The 16,313-nt window shown below is 47.4% G+C and carries 14 protein-coding genes; 12 read left to right on the top strand and 2 right to left on the bottom strand.

What is annotated here, in order from left to right; translation table 11 throughout:
• Positions 1-251 precede the first annotated feature (251 nt).
• On the bottom strand, positions 252-545 hold the full coding sequence (locus BUC50_RS09570; protein WP_013047630.1) for an NAD(P)H-dependent oxidoreductase subunit E: 294 nt from the start codon (positions 543-545) through the stop codon (positions 252-254).
• Positions 546-665: 120 nt separating this feature from the next.
• Between BUC50_RS09570 and BUC50_RS09565 the strand changes: the two genes are divergently transcribed.
• The 7 genes from BUC50_RS09565 to BUC50_RS09535 are packed head-to-tail and all read left to right on the top strand — an operon-like array spanning position 666 to position 6,493.
• Complete coding sequence (locus BUC50_RS09565) at positions 666-1,478, top strand: ZIP family metal transporter (protein ID WP_013047631.1); 813 nt, start codon at positions 666-668, stop codon at positions 1,476-1,478.
• A 36-nt stretch (positions 1,479-1,514) separates the two neighbouring features.
• On the top strand, positions 1,515-2,069 hold the full coding sequence (locus tag BUC50_RS09560) for a manganese efflux pump MntP (RefSeq protein WP_013047632.1): 555 nt from the start codon (positions 1,515-1,517) through the stop codon (positions 2,067-2,069).
• The gene (locus tag BUC50_RS09555; protein WP_013047633.1) at positions 2,027-3,064 is read left to right on the top strand and encodes a Mur ligase family protein; all 1,038 of its coding nucleotides are present in this window, start codon (positions 2,027-2,029) and stop codon (positions 3,062-3,064) included. Before BUC50_RS09560 ends, BUC50_RS09555 begins: the two co-directional genes overlap by 43 nt.
• Positions 3,057-3,500 (top strand): poly-gamma-glutamate biosynthesis protein PgsC/CapC, encoded by a 444-nt coding sequence (locus BUC50_RS09550; RefSeq protein ID WP_013047634.1) that lies wholly within the window; start codon positions 3,057-3,059, stop codon positions 3,498-3,500. The genes BUC50_RS09555 and BUC50_RS09550 overlap by 8 nt, the downstream gene beginning before the upstream one ends.
• A gap of 7 nt (positions 3,501-3,507) precedes the next feature.
• Positions 3,508-4,596 carry a poly-gamma-glutamate system protein gene (pgsW, locus tag BUC50_RS09545; RefSeq protein WP_013047635.1) on the top strand — a complete coding sequence of 363 codons (1,089 nt, stop codon included), beginning with the start codon at positions 3,508-3,510 and terminating at the stop codon, positions 4,594-4,596.
• Positions 4,593-5,228, top strand: a complete 636-nt coding sequence (locus BUC50_RS09540) for a response regulator (protein ID WP_013047636.1) — start codon at positions 4,593-4,595, stop codon at positions 5,226-5,228. The genes pgsW and BUC50_RS09540 overlap by 4 nt, the downstream gene beginning before the upstream one ends.
• Positions 5,225-6,493, top strand: a complete 1,269-nt coding sequence (locus tag BUC50_RS09535; RefSeq protein ID WP_013047637.1) for a nickel-dependent lactate racemase family protein — start codon at positions 5,225-5,227, stop codon at positions 6,491-6,493. Before BUC50_RS09540 ends, BUC50_RS09535 begins: the two co-directional genes overlap by 4 nt.
• 51 nt (positions 6,494-6,544) lie before the next feature.
• Here the strand turns inward: BUC50_RS09535 and BUC50_RS09530 are convergent, their stop codons facing one another.
• Complete coding sequence (locus BUC50_RS09530) at positions 6,545-7,297, bottom strand: transporter substrate-binding domain-containing protein (protein WP_286677373.1); 753 nt, start codon at positions 7,295-7,297, stop codon at positions 6,545-6,547.
• 117 nt (positions 7,298-7,414) lie between these two features.
• Here BUC50_RS09530 and BUC50_RS09525 point away from each other — a divergent pair, with 117 nt between their 5' ends.
• The 5 genes from BUC50_RS09525 (at position 7,415) to BUC50_RS09505 (ending at position 16,293) form a co-directional block, all read left to right on the top strand.
• The gene (locus BUC50_RS09525) at positions 7,415-8,614 is read left to right on the top strand and encodes an aminotransferase-like domain-containing protein (RefSeq protein ID WP_083775737.1); all 1,200 of its coding nucleotides are present in this window, start codon (positions 7,415-7,417) and stop codon (positions 8,612-8,614) included.
• Positions 8,615-8,952: 338 nt separating this feature from the next.
• Positions 8,953-10,245: a diaminopimelate decarboxylase gene (lysA, locus tag BUC50_RS09520; RefSeq protein WP_013047640.1), complete on the top strand. Its 1,293-nt coding sequence runs from the start codon at positions 8,953-8,955 to the stop codon at positions 10,243-10,245.
• A gap of 41 nt (positions 10,246-10,286) precedes the next feature.
• The gene (locus BUC50_RS09515) at positions 10,287-11,945 is read left to right on the top strand and encodes a Na+/H+ antiporter NhaC family protein (RefSeq protein ID WP_286677372.1); all 1,659 of its coding nucleotides are present in this window, start codon (positions 10,287-10,289) and stop codon (positions 11,943-11,945) included.
• Positions 11,946-12,039: 94 nt separating this feature from the next.
• Positions 12,040-12,885: a diaminopimelate epimerase gene (gene dapF / locus BUC50_RS09510; RefSeq protein WP_286677371.1), complete on the top strand. Its 846-nt coding sequence runs from the start codon at positions 12,040-12,042 to the stop codon at positions 12,883-12,885.
• A 33-nt stretch (positions 12,886-12,918) separates the two neighbouring features.
• Positions 12,919-16,293, top strand: a complete 3,375-nt coding sequence (locus BUC50_RS09505; protein WP_013047643.1) for an AsmA family protein — start codon at positions 12,919-12,921, stop codon at positions 16,291-16,293.
• The last annotated feature ends 20 nt before the right edge of the window (positions 16,294-16,313 follow it).

Raw genomic sequence — 16,313 nt, 5'->3', positions numbered from 1 at the left:
GGAAGAGCTTTGCACGCCATGGCTTGAAAAGAAATACCCCGGACAGAATATGACCCAGGTCATTCTTGACGAACTTGATCGTATCCACGAAGAGGTTGCCGCGAAAAAGAAGTAGTAATTATCACCGTATAATCAGAGGCATATAGTTTTTTGCTAAATAAAGAGGGGAAGAAAGCTTAAAAGCTTTCTTCCCCTCTTTATCATCTATTTAGAAATAGCGGGACTTACAGTATTCTAGTGATAGTATTCCATTAGAGGGTAAAATACGATCTAAGCAGCGCAAAGAGCTTTTCCTTTGTCATGTGGCCATATATTTCTCCTTTAAATTCAACGACAGGAGAAGCGGTACAGGCTCCGAGGCAGGAAACAAGTTTTATATGAACGTTGTCTTCTAATGCAAGTTCCTGAATAACGTCTTCTGCAATAGGAACAAAGTTTCTGCTGCACGGTCCGCAAATGTAGAGAAATTCTTCAGCGGCCTGGACTGATAAAGAAGGAACGAAAAAAAATACTCCCAATACGAATAAAAAAAGAATTTTCTTCATTCTATGTGCCTTCTTTCTTGAGTAGTATTATTATATATAATGATATTTTCTATTTTTTACAGCGGACTTTTTACTGGAACAAGAATCCGCAATATTCATGAGAAATGGAGTGGTAAAGTCGTGGGTGACTTTTTTGCATCTGCCGGCCCTATTGTACAAACCTTAATAGGAACACTCTTTACATGGGGATTGACGGCTTTGGGAGCGGCGGCTGTTTTTGTTAGAAAAGATCCGAGTAAAAAAATGCTTGATGTCATGCTGGGGTTTGCAGCAGGAGTAATGATAGCCGCGAGTTACTGGTCTCTCCTTGCCCCTGCCATTGAGATGTCCGCCGAAATGGGCATGTGGCCCTGGTTTCCTCCAGCGGTAGGTTTTCTCTTGGGGGGAGTTTTTCTCCGGATTGTTGACCGAATATTGCCCCACCTCCATTTAGGGCAGCTGCGAGAAGAGGCTGAAGGGATCGAAACGACCTGGAAAAGAACAACACTGCTTGTCATGGCTATCACTCTCCATAACATTCCAGAGGGAATGGCCGTGGGCGTTGCCTTTGGAGCTGTGGCTTCTGGCATTCCTTCTGCATCTTTAGCTGGCGCAATGGCCCTTGTTTTAGGCATAGGCATCCAGAACTTCCCTGAAGGCATGGCTGTGTCCTTGCCCCTTCGCAGAGATGGGGTCTCTCCCATGAGAAGCTTCTGGTATGGTCAGCTTTCAGGGATAGTAGAGCCCATTTCCGGGGTAATAGGGGCTGTAGCCGTGGTTATGGCACGTCCCATTCTGCCTTATGCTTTAGCCTTCGCGGCAGGGGCCATGATCTTTGTAGTGGTGGAAGAGGTGATACCTGAATCCCAGCAGGGAGGGTATGGCGACCAGGCCACCATGGGAGTTATATTGGGTTTTATAGTAATGATGATATTAGATGTGGCTTTAGGATAGAATAGTATAAGCCATTTGTTGAAGGGATGGAATTCCATGTCTGTAATCGAACTTTTTTTAACAGCAGCGGCTCTTTCCATGGATGCCTTTGCTGTCTCCCTTGGCGTAGGGGCCTGTTTGCCTCTTTTAACCCCTGGGGCGGCTTTTCGAATGGGAATCGCCTGCGGAAGTTTTCAGTTCCTTATGCCTCTTGCGGGGTGGATGGCGGGCATACGTTTACTCTCTCTAATAGAAGCTTATGATCATTGGGTAGCCTTTCTGCTTCTTTTTTTCCTGGGCGTAAACATGATCAGGGAATCCAGAAAAGAAGAAGCCTGCGAGAGAAGAGACAACACATGGGGACTGACCCTTCTTTCTCTGGCTGTCGCGACTTCTATTGATGCGCTGGCTGCGGGCATTGGGGTGGCTGCGCTGAAAGGTTCAGTCATGTTTTTAGCTGTTCCTGCCGGTATCATTACGGCGTGTCTTTCTGCTGCAGGCGTATGTCTGGGATTCCAGGCAGGCCGATTCCTTGGAAAGTATGTTGAAATTGCAGGTGGAGTTGTCTTATGTTTTATAGGGTTGAAAATCCTTCTTGTGTCCATTATATGAAACAATTGCAGATAGTTGTAACGGGAAGCCGGGGAAAGAGCAGTGTGGTCAGGTTGCTCTTCTATGCCCTTTCTGCTTGTGGGATAAAAACCTGGGCCAGAATAACAGGCGTTATCCCAAGGGAATTGTCTCCTGGGGGAGAGAAACCAATTCTAAGAAGTGCCGGAGGGCATGTGGAAGAAATGAAATGGTGGCTTCGTGTCATACCTGTTGATGCAGAGGCTGTGGTACTTGAAAATAGTGCTGTGGCGCCAGACCTCCAGGAACTCCCTTCCAAGTGGCTCAAAGATCCCATATTTGTTATCACTAATGTACGCCCGGATCATCAGGATGCCTGGGGGCCTGGTGAAGAGGGGGCATTAGGGGCCATTATGAGGGGAATACCTCAACGTTCTACTGTTTTTATTCCTGAAACTACTGCATCGTCTCTTGCCCTGCTTGATGGGTTAGAGAAAAAACAATGTAAGGTCCACGTTGCCCCTCTTTCCTCCAAAGGGTATTCTGTATGGAGAGAAGAGAATATGGCGGTAGTGAGAGAGATACTGAACTTCATGGGCCTTGATAGCAAAAAGGGCGAAGATGCTGCTTCCTCTCTTGTTTCTGATGTTGCGGATTTTCAGGTTATTCCTCTTGGGGATTCCGAATTAGCTGCGGCTTTTTCTGCCAATGACCTTGCGACGACTAAGTTGCTATTTGCCAGTCTGGAATGGAAAATGGAGGAAACCACCATACTTTTCAACTCTCGTCGTGACAGACCTGAACGGCTGAAGGCCTTTCTTCCATGGCTTCGTCAGCCAGGATGGAAAAGAGTGCTCTTTATGGGTGCAAGGCCCCTTTATCCCCGTAAGGGAATAAAATATATTTCCATCTCTTCCATAGCAGATGTGGAAGAATTGCTCAAGAGAGAAAAAAAAGTTTTCGGGTGCGGAAATGTAGCAGGTATGCCTCTTGCATTTCTTATCGACTATGCTTTAAAGGGAGGTAACCATGCATAGCGTTCAATTAGGGACCATTGGTCTTGGTATAGTCTTGGGAATGTTTTTTTATAACCGCACTGGCCGTTCCTGCGGCGGAATTATTACCCCAGGATTTATTGCCCTTCAAATAGGGAGCCCATCGTCTATTGCAATGGCGCTGGCCTCTGCGGTTGTGCTTTCCTTCGTTCTTGAAGGAGTTGTTCGTGTAACGGGTATCTATGGCCGCCAGCGTATAGCGCTGGCTATGCTTTTGGCCCTGGGCTGCAAGTTTATGCTTGACCTTTTTTTTCCTGTGAGCTCCCTTTGGCTTGGGTGGGTTCTTCCAGGTCTTGTGGCGGCTGATATGCAACGTCAGGGACTGGTTGAAACCTTGACTGGAACAGTTATTGTAAGTTTGCTTACAGTGATGTCTCTTGAGGTACTGGTTTTTTTGGGGCATTTTGTTGGAAGGTAGATAGCAAATGGAAGAAAAACATATAACTTCATTGATAGAATATCAGAAGAAACAACGTGAATTTGTGCGGAAAGGCAGATTTCGTCTTGTCTTTCTCGCTATAGTCCTCTTTTGTTTGTGGTTAATTCCGAGACAAAGGGGGTTTTCAGCTGAAGAAGGCCGGTTATGGGATGATGTACGGCAGGCGGAGATTTTTCTCTGGGAATGGAGAGAGGAGAGGGGTGACAGCTCAGGTATTGATGCCGATCCATGGAAGCTTGGGCTCATCGGTCTGGAATGGAGCCCCCTTACTACGACTCTCGGAAGTCTTGAGGCAAAACGTACAGCCTGTCATCCTAGCTGGTCTGTCGCTATACTCAGAGAGTTCGATGCTATGGGACTAAAAGAGGGCGATTCCGTGGCTATTCTATCCTCTTCTTCTTTTCCCGGTTTATTGCTCAACACGTTAAAGGCGGCGGAGTACAGACACCTTAAGGTTCTTCTTATCCTTTCGCTAGGGTCCTCTACATGGGGGGCGAATGTTCCAGGCGCACCATGGCCGGTTTTGGCTGAACAATTGAGAGAGAGAGGTTTATTACATACGAAAGCCGACTATTACACCCTTGGCGGAGACGATGAAAATGGCGGGGGAATTGCCCCTGAAGGGGTTGCTTTAATGATAGACATGGCCAAAGGAGAAGGGGTTCCCCTTTTGAGAGAGGGGACTCTCGAAGGGATGATCAGTAAAAAGATGGAAATAGTACAAAAGTTTTCTCCCAGACTTGTTATGAGCATAGGCGGTTCCCACGCTAATATGGGAGAAGATGAGAGTATTCTGGCCCTCCCAGGCGGGCTTCATTTCCCATCAGCGGATATGGTTTCAGGAGACGGAGTCATTGGACAGGCTCTCTCTGCAGGTTACTCGGTTTTCCATCTCCTTAATATTCATGATCTAAGTCTCAGATATGGTATCCCCTACAATGCAAACCCTTCAAAGGCAATATCATCGAGAAAGAGTTTAATTTCTTCTGTGGCGGGCATCTTTCTTTCAGGGTGGATTCTCTTGTCCCATAAACGCTGGATGTTCTGTTGCGGCGGGGGAGGATCGAAGCCGTGACATTGCATATAGGAGTTATTGATGATGATCGTAAAGTGCTCTATCAGCTTGAAAAAATGGCAGAGGCCGAGGAATGGCGCTTTCTTGCAACAGTTGACCCTGAAGAAGTGCTTGGATGGGTGCGTGATGACGAGATCGATATTTTGCTTGTAGATGTATGGATGCCTGTAGTGAGTGGCTATCAGCTTGTCCAGAAGGCAAGGAATATTTCTGAAAAGATCGTTCTCATAGCTTTGGCGGAGAACGAAAGAGAAGATACGGCGTCAAGGCTTTTTTTAGCCGGAGCTGATGATTTTGTGGTTAAGCCATTGCAGCTTCTAGATTTCAGAGCCCGTCTGCGTCTCCATGAAAAACTAGCAAATTACAGAGAGCAGCTCAATTGGGATGTTCGTAAAAAAGGTATTAGCGTGGATACCATGAGAGAAGTTATCTATTGTATTAAACGGCATCAGGGAGCTATGGATTGCGATGAAGTAGCCGCTAAAACAGGTTTAGCCTATGTGACAGCTCATAGGTATCTTGATTTTCTTGCCTCCCGAGGTATGGTAGTGCGCTTGTCCGCTGCCCTTGACGGTCGTCCAGGGCGTCCAAAGACTTTTTATGAGTGGAAGGGAGGACTTAAGACCCCATGACTTTTTGCTGCACCTTTGCTTCTGGCCGCAGAACAATCGATCTTTTCCTGGATAGGCGGGTTACAATAGCAGAAACATCAAAAGAAACGCCATTGCCCAACAGGCCAGAAGACGCCCTCGCTGCCCCCTGTGAGAGTCCATTATTACGTTTTTTGGCCAGGGAAGTTTCAGATATCGTTGTAATTTTGCCTGATGCCACGCGGGCTTGGCAAAATGTGCCCCTCATGGCGCAGGCATTGAGGCGGGAAATTCGAGAAGGCGGCCGTATGTCTGTGAAATGGGTCATTGGCGGGGGACAGCATCGATTGCCCACTGCTAAGGAGATCAAAATGCTTCTTGAAGATATTCCCTTAAGGGGGGATTCAATTCTTTGCCACAATAGCGCGGAAGGGGTTAGAACTAAAGAGATTACATCTCGTGGAACGCCTGTCATCCTTCATAAGGCAGTGGCAAGGGCAGATTTGATTGTCTCCGCGGGCGGTATTGCCTATCACGATCTTGCCGGCTTCAGCGGAGGACGCAAATCCATTCTTCCCGGGGCGTCCGGCAGCGAGGCTATTCAGCATAACCATGCCCTTTCTCTTAAAGGCAGCAATTTTGATCCTGCCGTAGGATGTGGTTATTTAAAAGGAAATCCTGTGGCAGAGGATATGGCCGAATACCAATCCCTTGTTCTTGCTGAAAGAAAAGGATTTCTGCTCAATGTTATCCCTGACGGCAAGGGGAATCCTTATTGCTATACAGCAGGAGATCCTGTAAGGGCGTGGCTTCAGGGTACAGTTTGGGCTCAGGAGCTTCAGACCCTATGGGTTTCAGAGAAGGCTTCGTTAGTAGCAGTATCCTGTGGCGGATACCCCTATGATATTGACCTGTACCAGGCAACAAAGTCCATATCGGCAGTCCTTCATGCCCTTGAACCAAAGGGTGGATTGCTCCTTTTTGCAGAACTTGAGGACGGTGCGGGCCCGGGAAGCTTTGGAGAAGATTTCAGACTCGCTATAGAACAGCCGGAAGCAGCCCTTGGGAAACTGCAAGATGATTTCACTATCCCGGCATATATCGCGACAAAGATGGCAAGCGACTTGAAAAGTCATCCTGCTGCCCTCGTGACTGATCGTACCGATATGGTCTTCCCCGGAAAAATTTTTGCTGATGGCTCCAAAGCTTTACAATGGCTGGAAAAACAGATTCCACCAGGGCCTGTTTTATGTGTGCCTGCAGGAAATTGCGTAACCATAAAAGCAAAAGAGAGAAACACCATATAATGTCTCTCTCTTCTGTTTTTTCTTATATGTCATTCTTTTTGTGATGCTCTTTTATTTAAACCATTTGTTGCGCAGCGTTTCCAGCTCCCCGGATTTTTGCATTTCATCAAGTACGCTGCTTATCGCCTCAGCAAATGCTTTTTCTTCGAGATTCATGGCGAGAGCTTTGCCTGCCCCAGTAATTTCTTGCTCGAAAGCGACGGCTATTTTGCCGTCAAAGTCTTTTTGTTCAAGGAATTTCTTGGCCACAGGAATATCCATAAGAGAAGCATCTGCCCGTCCCAGCATGACTTCTCGTACGCAGTCATCGAATTTTTGGAAGGTCTTGACTTTTGCGCCTTCTACCGTGCGTGAGAAAGTCTCTTGAACAGTGCCAAGCTGAACGGCGATAGTCTTGCTTTTCATGTCATCCAGCGATTTTAACGCTATATTGTCTTTTTTGACAATGAAAGCACTCATCGATACTTCATAGGGAGTAGAGAAAGCGACTCGTTTCGCTCGTTCTGGAGTAGCGCTCATCCCAGCGGCGACTATATCAATCTTCTGGGCCAATAGGGCTGGGATAAGGCTGTCAAAGGGCATGTCGACCCATTCAAGTTCTTTGCCGAGCTTTTCGGCAATGGTTTTCATAAGTTCAATGTCGAAACCCTGAAGGTTGTTTTTTTCGTCACGAAACTCATAAGGTGGATAGGTGCTTTCTGTACCGACGATTATTGTGCCTTTGTTCAGCACGCCAGCGTAGACAGACGAAGAAAGAGCCATAAAAAGGCAAAGAAGCAACAGGAAACCAGTAATTTTTTTCATTTTTAAAGACCTCCGTTCTAAACAGTAGTTTATATAATCGCAAAATTATGTTTCAGAGTTTATAGGGAGTATGGTAGCAGAAAAGCCTTACATGTCAAGAAAATCTGTATTGAGGTGATGGTAATGTTTTGGGAATCTCTTTTAAATGCTCGCGCTCACAGATTGCAACCCTCAGGGATACAGGAAATGATGGTTTATGCTTCCCGCCCTGGTGCGATATCCTTTGCGGCAGGCCAGCCATCTGAAGACCTCTATCCCATAGAAGAGATAACTCATGGCTTCGAAGAGGCCATGAAGGATACCTCGGTTCTTGCTTATCCTTATACAGAAGGGGACTCCATGCTTCGCCAGTGGATTTCGAACTGGATGGTAGAGGAAGGCCTCGCATCTTCAGTTCCTGGATCGGAACGTATTCTCCTCACCACAGGCTCTCAGGAAGGACTAAACATCATCTCCCAGCTTTTCTTGAAGGACGGGGATGTGGTGGTTGTTGAAAACCCTTCCTACCCGGAAGCCATGTTGACCTTCGGAAAAGAAGGGGTTCGGTTTGTCACTGTTTCAATGGATGAAGAAGGGCCTGTCGTTTCTGAGCTTGAAGCAGCTTTAGCGAAAGAAAAAGTAGCTTTTTTCTACACCATCCCTACCTTTCAAAACCCATCGGGGCACAGCACTTCTCTGGCGAGAAAAAAAGAGATATTGTCTCTCTTAAAAAAATACAACGTTGTGTTGGTGGAAGATGAACCTTACAGACAGTTATGGTTTGATGAGAAGCCGGCAAAAACATATTTTAGCTTGGCTAAAGAAGAGCCGGTTCTTTATCTAGGAAGCTTCTCTAAGATTATAGCGCCGGGGCTCCGTTGTGGATGGATGGTTTTGCCCCCCATCATTATGGAAAAGGCAGTACAACTTCGCCTGACCTTTGAGCTGGGAGTATCAGCCCTTTTGCAGAGGATGATCTTCTATGTAGTGTCACGGCGTAATTTTGAAGCTCATCTCAGCCACCTTCGCCATGAGTATAGAGAGCGAAGGGATGCTATGGCAGAAGCCATTTCAAAGCACTTGGCACCCTTGGGCTTTTCTTTTCCCACCCCCAAGGGAGGTTTCTTTTTCTGGGGAAGCCGGGATGGGTTGAATGGCACAGATTTTGCGCGCTTTGCGGCAAAAAATTTTGGTGTAGCCCTTATTCCAGGGGAAATCTTTTTTGCTCTTCCTCAGAAAGGACAGAACTTTGTTCGTTTTTCTTTTGCCAAGGTTGACAGGGAGGAAACGAATAAGGGGATGGAAAGGCTGGCAAAAGCTTTTAGAGAATTCTGTTAAAATAATCAATTCAGACATTATGTTGACGTTCTAAAGGGTGTTCGCTATAATACTACGCAATTATTAATTGAAAAGGCGATGAAGCAGGGTGCGGAATCAGCGCATCGTGATATCAGGGAGGAACGTTCAACAGACTGTAAAACGTTCTTATCGCGGCTGAGAAGCTTAAAACCTGCTGAGCTGGGGCGGAAAGGATCTGTTTCCGGAGTACGTTTCCCGGGTGGCTTCCGTTATAAGGCCAGAGTGGGATATAAAAGTATCCAAGCAGGGTGGTACCGCGAGTTTTAAAGCTCGCCCCTTCGGGGGCGGGCTTTTTTGTATTTAGAGGAGGAAGCAGGATGGGTTCATCGAAACATTTATTTTGGGATGGCTGCGACACAGTCCAGCTGGCGCAAAACTACGGCACACCGCTCTATGTGCTTTCTGAAACAGCAGTACGAGAACGGTGCCGTGAGGTAAAAAAAGATTTTCTTTGCAAGTATCCCAACACAAGAGCAGTTTATGCCAGCAAGGCATTCCTCACCATGGCAATGGTCCGCATTATCGCCAGTGAGGGGCTGGGGCTTGATGTGGTCTCTGGCGGGGAGATCTACACCGCCTATAGAGCGGGATTTCCTATGGAAAAAACAATTTTTCACGGTAATAACAAGACTCTGGAAGAGCTGCAGCTGGCATTGGAAACTGGCGTGGGGAGAATCGTAGCTGATAGCGAATCCGAATTGGACATTATTGAAGATGCGGCCAGACGCAGAGGAAAGAGAGCAACGCTTCTTCTTCGTGTGGCGCCAGGGGTTGATGCTGCGACCCATCAATATATGGCCACAGGGCATACAGCCTCGAAGTTTGGATTTCCTCTTGCCGGTGAATCAATAAGCCGGACGATACAACGCATTAAGGGCTCAGAAAATCTTGTTCTGAAGGGTTTTCACTTTCATGTGGGCTCTCAGCTGCAAAGCAACCGTTCCCATTGTCTAGCTGTAGATGCTTTGATAAAAGAAATGGTTTTGTTTTCCAGCGATCTTGGTTTTGTCACGGAAGAGTTGAATGTGGGGGGGGGCTATGGTGTTCCTGAGCATGAGGGAGAAGAACGCAAGCCGTTGAAATATTTTACCGAGGGTATCATGGAACGAGTGATAGCGGGATGCGAACAAGCTGGTATTCCTGTCCCCGCAATTATTATTGAGCCGGGCAGGTGGATTGTTTCCGAGGCGGGCATTACTCTTTACAAGGTTGGAAGCATCAAGGAAATTCCAGGAGTTATGACCTATGTAAGCGTTGACGGGGGAATGACAGATAATCCAAGGCCTGCCCTTTACGGAGCGAAATATTGGGGAGTTGTCGCAAATAGAGCAGATGAGCTTGCGGGGAAGAAAGTGACAATAGTGGGGAAATGCTGTGAGTCTGGAGACGTGTTGATGAAAGATGTCATGGTTACAGATCAAATAACCCGTGATGATATCCTTGCCGTTTTCAACACGGGCGCCTACAACTTCTCAATGGCAAACAATTATAACCGTTTGCCTAGACCAGCGGTTGTCCTTGTTAGAGAGGGCAACGCCTATGTGATAGTGAACCGTCAAGACTATGAAGACCTTCTTTCAGGGGAAGTGATTCCAGATCACTTGCGATAATTTTTAAGTGATGTTTATCATTTGCAAGGGGAGGTATGGTCATGTATGGAAGACGCAGCGGTAAAAAGATTCTGAACCTGACTATAATGGCGACATTAAGTCTGCTGGTTATGACAGGAATAGCCTGGGCGACTGAAGGAGAGGCCAAACCAGATTTCGGCATTCTCTCTCTGTTGCCGCCGCTCATTGCCATAGGGCTCTGCATCTTTACGAAGGAGGTTATTCCTTCGCTCTTTATTGGAGCATGGTTTGCCGGGACCATGGTAGCAGGGTGGAATCCCATCTTAGGATTTGGAAAGGCAGTAGGGCTGGTGGCAGATAACCTGGGAGATCCCTGGGGGGCACGGATAGTTCTCACAAGCCTTGTCATGGGCGGTCTGGTAGGTATTATGCAGATCGGCGGAGGGATTGAGGCCATAGTCCGTTGGATCACTAAAAAGATTCAGAGCGTCAGAGGTGCAATGCTCGTTACAGAACTGGCAGGTTTCATTATTTTCTTTGAAGACTACGTAAATAGCCTCGTGGTGGGCACGACCATGAGCCCCATAACCGATCGTTACCGCATTTCTAAAGAAAAACTTTCATATATTGTCGACTCTACTTCAGCGCCCATTGCCTGTATTGCCGGTATTTCTTCGTGGGTTGCCTATATGGTGGGACAAATTGGCACTCAGTTCAATGCCCTTGAAATAGGCTATTCACCCTATCTTGCCTATCTGCGGTCTATTCCCTACGTTTTCTATAATATTATTGCCCTGGTGCTTTTAACCTTTGTGATTTTTTCTCAGCGGGATATGGGCCCCATGCTCCATGCGGAACGAAGGGCCAGACAAACGGGCAAGGTGCTGCGAGAAGGAGCGAAACCCCTCATTGTTACAAGCCATGCGAATTTTGAGCCCAGTGAGGAAACGCCGAGACGTGTCATTAACTTTTTAGTTCCTCTCGGATTTATGGTGGGGTTGATCTTCCTTATGCTTGTAGTTACGGGAGGATGGCCTAGTGTTTCTTTAGCCACGGCTATTGGAGAAGGGGATAGCTCTCAGGCTTTGGTGTTGGGGTCTTTCGGTTCGGTATTTCTCACTCTTGTCTTCTTCAGGGCTCAGAAGCTTGCTACTTGGAATCGCCTCTTTGCTGGGTTCATGCAGGGTATGAACTCGATATTCTTCGGCACCCTGATTCTAATCTTTGCCTGGGCCATAGGGGCAGCTATAAAAGAAGTGGGAACCGCACAGTATATTGTCAGGATAGCTGGGAATGTCCTCTCGCCAGCGTGGATTCCCTTGCTTACATTCTTTACAGGGGCAATAATTTCTTTCTGCACAGGAACATCCTATGGAACCATGGGAGTTCTTATGCCCATAGTTATTCCTCTTGTCTATAATGTTACTGCGGTTCATGATGCGGGATTTATCGAAATACTCTTGCCCACCATCGGGGCCGTTTTTGCGGGAGCCGTTTGGGGAGACCATTGCAGTCCGATATCCGATACGACTATCATGAGCTCCATGTTCAGCGGCGCTGATCACGTAGACCACGTTAATTCGCAGATGCCTTACGCCTTTGTAGCCGCTGCAGGAGCTGTGGCGGGCTATGTTTTTATTGGTTTCGGCCTTCCAGTGCTTTTCTCCCTTATTCTTGGTGCTATTACTACATGCCTCCTCTTTTACTTTGTTTCTCAACCAATAGAAGTGAGAGCCTGATTTTTTACTGACGCTAACGATTGAAAGGTACGGTACAATAATGGCAGGGGTGTTACACTCCTGCCATTATTAATGCAAATACGAGGTGTAGATTATGTTAGAATTTACTAAAATTCAGGGGAATGGCAATGATTTTATTGTTATTGACAACAGGGAGGGGAGCATGACATCCCCCGATCTTTCCAGATTAGCGGCGAGCATCTGTGAACGCCGCCAGTCTGTAGGCGCGGACGGACTGCTCGTCGTAGAAATGTCTGAGCGGGAAAATTTTACAATGCGGCTTTTTAATAATGATGGTTCCGAAGGAGAAATGTGCGGCAATGGAGCTCGTTGTATTGCTCGCTATGCATGGGAAAAGAAAATAGCAGGGGAAAAAATGTCCTTTGAAACCCTGGCGGGACCTATTCACGGGGTGGTGACTGCTCCTTTTGTGGAGCTTGATATGGGCGAAACCAATCTATCTCAGGTTTTTTGGGGACAAAGCCTGAAAGTAGAAGGAGAAACATTCCCTTTCGTTTACCTTGTAGTGGGAGTGCCCCACTGTGTATTGTTTGTTGATAACCTTGAAGACTTTTCCCATGACTCGTTACGGGATATTGGGAGAACTGTTCGATATGATACCCATCGTTTTCCCAAAGGAACAAACGTAAATTTTGTTCAAAGATCAGGGGAAAGGACTCTCAAAGTTGTGACCTACGAGCGGGGGGTGGAAGATTTGACCCTTTCATGCGGTACAGGGTCGACGGCATCTGCCATAGCTGCATCCATAGTTTGGGAAATGGCAGCTCCTATACAAGTACAAAACCCAGGGGGGGATAATTGGGTTACCGTTTCATTTGATGAAACGCGAAGTATCTGCAAAACCTATCTAACAGGGAAGACCGTCATGATTGCAGAGGGGAGGCTTTATGACGAAGCCTTGCCAAAGGATATAGAGTGAATGTTTTGTACTTCTTCGAGGGAGGTGTAATGAATGAAACGAAGCAGAAAAATGACCCTCGCGCTTTTTATAGCTATTGGTATCGTAGGGTTGCTTCTTATTATAGGAAGTATGAATGTAGGTGGAGATATAGTAAGACGGGAGGCTGCCAAAGCTGTTGCCGAGGTGCTTGGGGCTGATCTGACGATCCAGGGTGTGACAGGAAATCCTATACGGGGGTATCGACTCTCTGATATCTCCCTTAAAAAGAAAGAAGACGTATTGCTTTCTGCTGGCGCCCTTGGTGTGAAAGTAAATCTCATGTCGGTTTTTTCTGGGAACCCCCGCCTTTCCCAGGTGACCATCGACGGCATAGAAGCAGATGGTGAAAAACTTGCCAGGGAAATCGCAGCCCTTGATTTGAAAGGAGAGGGAGGCGAGATTCCTGTTGAGGCAGTAACCATTAGGAATGGGAAGGTCCGAACTCCCTGGGGGGAAGCGTCTATTGCGAAAACAGACCTGGTCCTTAAAGCCGATAGTGTAAAAGCTGATCTTGACATTGCGATGAACAATGTCCCCATTAAAGGACCTATCAATCTTAGGAAGGGTAAAGACGATCTCGAGTTGAAAGGTCTGGATCTTAAAGTTGGTGACGGCAGGATTAGCGCTAAAGGAGCGATTCTACCCAGTCTTTCTTTGAAGGGAGAAATGGAGAAGCTGGATGTGGGGCAGGTTGTCCAGTTTTGGCCTCAATTGCCTGTGGACGGCTATAAAGGCCTCTTCTCCAGCACAATTTCTATTGGGGGCCTATGGAATGATCCAGTTCTGGAAGGACGCCTTTCTTTTTCCGGAACTTCTTTAGCGGGCTACCCGGTTCAGGCTATTGACAGCGACTGGAAGTACGGAGCTTTTAGACTGAGCCTTGAAAATTTAAAAGCAAAGGCCCTAGCTCTACCCCTTAGCGGTCGGGCAGCATTCGCTTTTGCTCCGGGAAAAGTCCCATCTATGGATATACTTATGGAGGGAAAGGATGCGTCCCTGGAGGAGCTTAAAGGTACAGTTCCTGCTTTGGCTTCAGTAAAAGGAAGGGTCGATTCTTTTTCAGTAGCGGTGAAAGGAACTCTTGCCACCCTTTCTGGGAATATAGATTTGAAAGCCGATCAGGTCGAGGCTTATGGTCAGCAGCTCAAAAACACAGTCGCTCATGTGGTCTTTAAGGGAAGTGGCGCCACCATACAGGGGAGTTCATCTCTTGAAGGCGGCTCTCTCGCCCTCAGCGGTTCTGTCGACCAGTTGCAGCGGGCCCCTCGCCTTAACGTTCTTCTCAAAGCGCGGAGCATTGATGTGGGGAAAATTATAGCCTCTTTGCCCAAGCCGCCGAAGATTACCCCTAAAGGTTCTGTCAGCGCTGATATAGGAGTGAAGGGATCTATGGCCGATCCGCGTGTTGACGGAACCGTTTGGTCAGATCGTATGGCCTATGGAGAAGAGGCTCTTAACGATCTTAATACAGCCTTTGTCTTCCACAAAGACAGGGTTACCCTATCTTCTGCCCGGGGTAGATGGAGAAATATCCCTATTACAGGGAGAGGAACCATAGCAGGTGTATCGAAGGCTGCCCCCTCATTAGATCTTTCTTTCCAGGCGGCGGGTGTGAACCCTGAAAATTTTGAATCCTTCTTTCCTGATCTTAAGAGCTATGAATTGCGCGGCAGCATTACTGCAGTTGCACAGGTAGAAGGCACTACAGCTGCTCCTGAGATAAAGCTCTCCATTCAATCTCCTCGCCTGAACTTTATGGAGCAGGGCCATGTGGCAAACCTCTCGCTGAGCACCGACCTTGCTCTTAAGGAAGGTGTGCCCAAAGAAGTGAACCTTGCCCTGAAAGCCGCAACTGCTGGATTCGCCGGTGTTGGGGCGGAGAATCTAACGGCGCGTATCGATGCCACAAAGGATGTTGTGACCCTTTCCCAGGCGAGGGCAAGCCTTGGAAAAGGCGAGATTGCTGGAACTGGAACGGTGAAGCTTCATCCCGAGGCTTCAGCAGATCTCGATCTTTCCTTTGAAATGAAAGAGGGAGACCTTGCCGCCATTGCCAAAGCAGGAAAATTGCCCTATAGCCTTGGTGGTTCCCTTAGCGGGAAAGTTTCAGTAAAGGGTAAATCTGACAATCCCTCAATTGCAGCAGACTTTTCTTCTCCTAAGGCAGTATTTTCAGGATTCACCTTCTCAAATCTAAGTGGAGCTTTGGAAGGGAATATGGAGAGGATGGCTCTGAAGAAATTCACAGCATCAGCTGGCGGAGGGACTATTACAACATCAGGTTCCTTCAACCTGAAAAAAGAAGCCCCAGAAGCAATCTTATCTCTGACGGGGAAAGGGCTTGATGTTGCTTCTCTGACAGCGGGGCTTCCTGAAGCGGCTAAATTTAAGCCATCGGGAGCTTTTGATGTTAACTTCGATGGAACTATCGCAGGATCAGCTAGTGAGGGGAAGGGCGCCGTAACAGCTTCATCTCTTTCTATCGCTGGTCTTAAGATGACAAACATTTCCTATCCCTTTACCTTACAGGGAATGAATCTCTCTATTGCCAATGCTCATGCCAGCTTCTACGGAGGGACTGTGGCGGGGAAAGGGGACATGAACCTTGCCAAAGGAGCCTTTAGCCAGAATATTACTGTAGAGAACGTGGATATTGATCCTTTGCTTCAGGATGCTGCAGGAGGGCTTGAGGGGCACATCGTGGGCAAGGCAAAAGGCAATCTCTCCCTTACAGGCACTATGACGAAGGGGCTTGCCTTTAGTGGCAAGGGGGAGTTGCATGTGGGTGAAGGGGCTGTAACAGATTTCAAGGCAGTTAAAACAGCGGCATCTCTTTATGGACAGTCTTCCATTCGTTTTGCATCTGTGGAGGCTCCCTTTAGACTTGAAACAAAGCGAGTTATTCTAGAAAATGGGAAGGCTACTGCATTTCCGGAAGATTCCCTGTACAAAATCCTTAAGGCCTCTGGCCCGATAGGATTCGATACTACATTGGCCCTTCAGTGTCAGGGCAATGTCAATATCCAGGTATTGAATGCCCTCTTCGGGGGAGTGGCTGGAGCCCTTGGGGCAGGAACTGCCACATCCCTTGAAGACATCCTTAAAGGGGCCCTTACCGGGGCAAAATCCGGCCTGGAAAAGGCTGATTTCAGGGATGTGTCTTTCAACTTGGGTGGAACCATTGAGAAGCCGTCTGTTTCCAATGTTAAAATAGCACCGGCACCTCAGGCCATACAACAGACAACTCCTTCAGGCACTGCGCCGACAGCGGTGGAAGAAGCGACGGCTCCTCCCAAGGAAGCGACAGGTGAAACTCAGAAAAAGCCTGAAAACTTACTGGAAGGCGTTATTCAAGAAGGCCTGAAAAATATATTGAAAAAAGAATAAGAAATGATCTTGAATATATA

The organism is Aminobacterium sp. EBM-42 (assembly GCF_001896635.1).
In the GTDB taxonomy this organism is placed as follows: domain Bacteria; phylum Synergistota; class Synergistia; order Synergistales; family Aminobacteriaceae; genus Aminobacterium; species Aminobacterium colombiense.
Note: the sequence above shows the minus strand (reverse complement) of the source record. Positions and strands in the feature narration are given on the sequence as shown.